The 5,628-nt window shown below is 50.2% G+C and carries 5 protein-coding genes and 2 tRNA genes; 1 reads left to right on the plus strand and 6 read right to left on the minus strand.

Features of this window, described 5'->3' with window-relative positions; genetic code table 11:
• Positions 1–138 precede the first annotated feature (138 nt).
• The 4 genes from HOLDEFILI_RS09935 to HOLDEFILI_RS09950 all read right to left on the minus strand — a co-directional run bounded on the left by HOLDEFILI_RS09935 (position 139) and on the right by HOLDEFILI_RS09950 (position 2,472).
• A tRNA-Ala gene (locus HOLDEFILI_RS09935) sits at positions 139–214 on the minus strand.
• Between the two features lie 18 nt (positions 215–232).
• Positions 233–309, minus strand: a tRNA-Ile gene (locus HOLDEFILI_RS09940).
• Positions 310–442: 133 nt separating this feature from the next.
• Entirely contained in the window at positions 443–1,132 is a 690-nt protein-coding gene (locus HOLDEFILI_RS09945; RefSeq protein WP_039864759.1) for an N-acetylmuramoyl-L-alanine amidase family protein, read from the minus strand.
• Positions 1,133–1,161: 29 nt separating this feature from the next.
• The gene (locus HOLDEFILI_RS09950) at positions 1,162–2,472 is read right to left on the minus strand and encodes an MATE family efflux transporter (RefSeq protein WP_039864632.1); all 1,311 of its coding nucleotides are present in this window, start codon (positions 2,470–2,472) and stop codon (positions 1,162–1,164) included.
• Positions 2,473–2,533: 61 nt separating this feature from the next.
• Here HOLDEFILI_RS09950 and HOLDEFILI_RS09955 point away from each other — a divergent pair, with 61 nt between their 5' ends.
• Positions 2,534–3,328, plus strand: coding sequence for a MerR family transcriptional regulator (locus tag HOLDEFILI_RS09955; RefSeq protein ID WP_006059530.1), 795 nt, complete (start codon positions 2,534–2,536; stop codon positions 3,326–3,328).
• 151 nt (positions 3,329–3,479) lie between these two features.
• On the opposite strand, the gene HOLDEFILI_RS09960 is transcribed toward HOLDEFILI_RS09955, so the two are convergent.
• Positions 3,480–4,814, minus strand: a complete 1,335-nt coding sequence (locus HOLDEFILI_RS09960) for an MATE family efflux transporter (protein ID WP_006059531.1) — start codon at positions 4,812–4,814, stop codon at positions 3,480–3,482.
• Positions 4,811–5,248, minus strand: a complete 438-nt coding sequence (locus tag HOLDEFILI_RS09965) for a MarR family winged helix-turn-helix transcriptional regulator (protein WP_006059532.1) — start codon at positions 5,246–5,248, stop codon at positions 4,811–4,813. Before HOLDEFILI_RS09965 ends, HOLDEFILI_RS09960 begins: the two co-directional genes overlap by 4 nt.
• Positions 5,249–5,628: the final 380 nt, after the last annotated feature.

The following is a 5,628-nucleotide window of genomic DNA, read 5'->3' on the forward strand; positions in this document are numbered from 1 at the left end:
TTTATAAATGACGGTCCGCATTCGGTCAGGAACTGGTATTCCTGTCCTCAGATATCCCAACTCCGGTTCTCTTGTGGTTTCTAATATACAAAAAAGGGATCCGCTATTTACTGCGATATCCCAATAATCTCATTAACATGGTGGAGCATAACGGGATCGAACCGTTGACCTCCTGCGTGCAAAGCAGGCGCTCTCCCAGCTGAGCTAATACCCCATGTATATTTAAATTCGATGGTGGGCCTGAATGGACTTGAACCAACGACCTCACCCTTATCAGGGGTGCGCTCTAACCACCTGAGCTACAGGCCCAATTAACTGTTTCCCATCGAATGCTTAATAAATATACCACGAGGAAAATAAAGTGTCAACAACTTTTTAAACTTTTTTTGATTTTTTTCGCATCGCTTTGATTCGCCGGTTCCCCTCGCCCGCAAAATCCGCATTATTCCAGAATCTTAACAAAATCGTCGATCCCCTGAAAGATCGCGTAAGCAATTTCATCCAGGTGTTCATCCTTCTGCAGCGCGGATAAATCCTGACCGTTGGATAAAAATCCGATCTCCGCCAGAATTCCCAGTGTTGTCGTCTGTTTCAAAATATAAATATTTCCCGTTTTGGGCTGGAACTTGGAATTGGTCACCGACCGCAGCCGTTCCAGCACCGCGGCTGCCAGCTGATGCGAATTCTCGTTATCCTGCTGATAATACACCTCTGCCCCATGGACCCGGCTGTCCAGCGAAATATTGCAATGAATACTGACAAACAACGTCACCTGCGGCTGATTCATGATCTCAACCCGTCTTTTTAAATCAGCTCGTTTCGCGTTCTTCGCGTCGGCCGGCGCCAGATCGACGTCCTCCTCGCGGATCATAATCACTTCAGCGCCCGCGCCTTCCAATAACCGCTGCAGCTTCTTCGCCGTTTTTAAATTAATCTCATCTTCGTCGATCGCCTGACTCCGCGCTCCCGGATCCTTTCCCCCATGTCCCGCATCAATCACGATCGTCATTCCGCTTAATCGCGTATCAGACATGACTGTGATCGCGCGGCTAAACGCCCGCATCACCAAAGCGGCGATCAACAGTACAATCAAGCTCCCTGTTGCCCAGCATTTCCGTTTTAACCGTTTCATCGCTTCATTGTATGAAAAAAGCAGCGGTCCTATGCCGCTGCCCATGATTTCGCCTTGATTAACAAAATAAAACTCAAGATCAGACACAAGCCCTCGCTCACTGTCGGCGTGAGCCAGATTCCCAACGCTCCGAAAACCGACGACATCGCAAGCAGACAGGCCAGGATCACAACGATCCCCCGGGCCAGCGACAACATCAGCGCCGCCTTCGGTTTAGCCAGCGCAACGAAGAAGCCGGAAGTCAGCACATTATAGCCCATGATCAGAAAACAGAAGGAATACAGGCGGAACGCCGCTATCGTGCTGCCAAACAATGCCGTTTCCTGCGGCCGGATGAAGACCGAAACGATCTGCGGCGTAAAAATCCAACAGCCGCCGAAGCACAGCACCGAAGTCAGCGCGACCGCCGTCAGGCCATAACGATAGACCAATTTGATCGTTTTCGAATCCTGCTGCCCCACGGCATAGCTCACCAACGGCTGGCAGCCCTGCGCAATGCCCACAAACGCCATCAACACCAGATTATAGACATACGTCATCACGGTGTAGCTGACGACGCCGGAGGTTCCGATGATGGATAAAATCTGATGGTTAAACGCAAAGACGATGACCCCCGCCGATAATTCCGTAATGCAGTCGGCGATGCCGATCGGCACAATCCGCTGATACTGCGATAAATCCAATGTAAACCGCGTAAAATGGAAATGAGTTTTCCGGCTGAACAGAAAATGACTGAAAAAGACAAGAAACGTCAGTAGCTGCGAAATGCCGGTTGCCCAAGCCGCCCCCGCCAGCCCCCAATGAAATCCAAAGACAAACAAGGCGTCCAATACAATATTCGTCACTGCGCCTAACAGTACGCCGAAGGTTGACAGCTGCGGAAAACCATCCGCTTTGATCAAGACTTCAAACGAATAAGACACAATGAAGAAAAAGCCGAATCCCCCGATAATCCGGAGATACTCCGTTACATAATTCAGCGTATCGCTGCCGGCTCCCAGAAAGACCGCCAACGGCTGGGCAAAGAGCACGCAGCTCACCGATATGAGCAACGCCAAGACCGAAAGCACCGCCGTATTCATCGAAAACAGCTGATTTGCCCGCTCCGTTCGCCCCGCGCCTCGATGGATTGAAATCAACGTCGACGCGCCGATCGACAGCAGCAGAGAAAAAGCAAACATGAAATTGATGAACGGCATCGCCAGGTTGACAGCGGCCAGCGCCGTTTCCCCGGCATAATTAGCAATAAAGATCCCGTCGACCATCGTATATAAATTAAATACCAGCATCGAAGCGATCGACGGCAAAACAAAGCGTATAAATTTTCGTTTTAAACTCATACTTCCTCCTTTCTGAATCAGTATAAACCTTGGTATAATACTAAAGTCAAGGGGTGAACACATGAAAAACCTATATCAGATTCAGGAAATCTGCCGATTATACCATATCGGTGCCGATTCCCTCCGGTACTACGAGAAAATCGGTCTGATTCAGCCGCAGCGCAGCGAAGGGAATTACCGGTTGTACTCGCTCAGCGATATCTGGCGGCTGAACGTCATCCGCGATTTATTAAAGCTGGGGTTCAGCACCCGCCAGATCAAAACCTATCTGGACGCCCGCTCCGTCGCGACGACCCGCAGCCTGCTGGACGAAAAGGAAGCCATTCTGCGGCAGCGTATCGAGGAGATGAAGAAAGACCTTCAGGATGTGCAAAACCGCCGTCAGAGCCTCGAGGAAGCGCTCAGCGAGCCGATGAATCAGGTTTGCCTGAGAACATTTGAAAAGCGGCGGTGTCTGCTTCTGAAAGAAAACATTGAACACGACGAAGATATCGACTTTCTGTTGACGAAGTTATCCGGACGATTGGAGGAACAACTCTCCATTCTTGGCAACGTTGATACCGGCTCGATGCTTGAGCTGCAGCCGGACGGTTCCGTCCGCTGTACGTCGGTGTTTATCTGCACGGAAGATGAATCCTACGATTTCACCTTGGAAGCAGGCGATTATCTCACCCTGACTTACAGTGGGCGTTATGATACCCACCACGAACATCTGCGGCTTTTGCAGGAAACGATCGAGAATCAACATCTGAAACCCGCAGGAAATTTTCTTGAATTTCTGTTAATCGACATCCATGAAACTCAACGCTATGAAGAATATGTAACCCAGCTTCAGGTACGGGTCGTCCCCGCCTGATCAAACAGCCGATTTCTTAAACTGGAATTTCTCTTCTATATTAATTACCGCAGCTTATTGTCCTTCCTGGGGCAAAAGGAAACGAGGCGGTTTCGCAAAGGACAGACCGGTAAGCAAAGAATACAATGCCGATGCCCGCCGATCACGTTTATTAACAACTTCTTTCCACGGTCTGGTTCCGTTGTTCGATTCGAAATTTTTCCTCTTTCCGCTGCACCTTTTTCAGTAAGCCCAAGCTGAGAACCGCAACTGCCAGCTGCGATACCGGAACTGCCGCCCAGGTGCCTGCAATCCCGCATCGTTGCGGCAGGATCAGCAGCAGCGCCGCTAAAATCAAAGGTTCGCCATAGATCAGCAGATAGGCATATTTATTCTTCTCTGTGGCATAGAAATAGGAAATCGCGATGCGCGATATCGCGACGAACACAAAGCCAAGAATAAAGATGGGCAGGCTTTCCCCCACCATCGCGACAATTTCTTCAGAGGCTCCGAACAGGACAGCCGCCTCATAGCGCAGACCATACAGTAAAAGCACACTCGCCAAAGCAATGGCCAGACCAAATTGAAACGCCAGACGCCGCACCCGGCGGACTTTATCCGGTTTCTGTTCTCCATAATATTGGCTGAACAACGGCTGTGTTCCATCGCTTACCCCCTGCAGCAAAAGCAGCATCACACAGCAGACGTAGCTGATTACCGCATAGGCACTGACCGCCGGATCACCGCCGAATTGCATTGCGCTCCAATTGATCAGAATCAACGTTACATTCGGCACAAAGGTCAGTCCCAACGGGGAAGGCGTCAGCTTCAGAATCCGCGTCGTTTGATATTCCCACCCTTTATCCCATTGGGCTTTTAAGGTTTTCCGGACAGGAAACAAGACCGCGGCGCACCAGAGCACCGTTACCGCCTGCCCCAGCACCGTGGCCGCCGCCGCGCCCGGCAGACCATACGGCAGGATCCAGACCAGGAGATAATCCAGAACAATATTCGTGAGAAAGCCGGCGATCATCGCCGCCATCGCCTGCAGCGACTTCCCCATATTACGGATTAACGGCACCAGCCCAACGCCCAGCACCTGAAATAAGATGCCTACCGTGATAACCCGCATATATTGCAGCCCGTAGATTTCCAATTGTCCCTGCATTCCCAGAAGGTGCAGCAGCGTTTTATTCAGCGGCAGATACACCAGGGTCAGAAGCAAACTGACCGCGATCAACAGTCCGCATGTAATCCAGAAATACCGGTTACGCTCGTTAATCCGCTTTCCTCCCTCGGCAATCGCAAAATGAATCGCGCCGGCCATGCCGACACCGGTACCCGCGGCTTGGATCAGAGCGACCAGCGGATAGACCAGATTGATTGTCGCCAATCCCTGATCGCCAACACTGTTGCCGACAAAAAAGCCGTCGACAATTGCGTAAATCCCTGACAAGGCAAATGCCAGCATGGAGGGGATTACATATTTAAAAAAAGTTTTTGTCATTTTCCTGCCTCCTCAAATGCCTCGAGGAATCGCCGCGTTTCCGTCAGCATTGTTTTCATCGAGGTTATGCCAACCCTTTGGATTACCTGCATCTCATGAGCCTGAAGTTCTTGGATCACGTCGCCGGCCAGCGCTTTTCCCGCTTGTGTCAGAAGGATTTCCTTGCGCCGGTGATCCAGTGCGGATTCCCTAAAAACTACGAGCTGGCGCTTCGCCAGGGCGTGCAAAACTGAATTCACCGTCTGTTTTGGCAAATGCTGCTCCTGACACAGATCCCGCTGTGTTATCGGCTGTTTCGTTTCCCACAGCGCATAAAGAACCATCAGCTCCGTATAGGTCATTCCATGCGCTTTTGCCCACCGATCATAGACCGCATCCATGCGTCCCCACAGTTCATAATATTCCAGCATTAACGTCTGAATCTCATGCATCATCGTTCTTCCTCCCTCTGATTCTTTAGAAGCAACCGTTTATAAATTCTATTTTACAGGACAAACTCACGTTACATTAGTCCGATATCAGACTAATATCATGTATTATACCAATGAGCGGGCTGAATGTCAATCCTGATCTGAGTTCCGTATTTTGTCTTTTCATATCAATGTCATGTCAAGACATTCTGCCTTGGCTGCGATAGAGAGGCATCCATAAAAGCAAGAAAAATGATGCAAGCATCATTCTGGAAGACAAAACCTTCCAGAACCCCTCGTCAGTTTCTTGCCTGGAGGGTATTCCTGATTTCCGAGTTCTACCTCCTCTCCCCCTGCTCCCAAAGTTCAAGGCTGGTTCGAAGATTTCTTCCTTCAGGCGTATT

The organism is Holdemania filiformis DSM 12042, from assembly GCF_000157995.1.
GTDB lineage: Bacteria > Bacillota_I > Bacilli_A > Erysipelotrichales > Erysipelotrichaceae > Holdemania > Holdemania filiformis.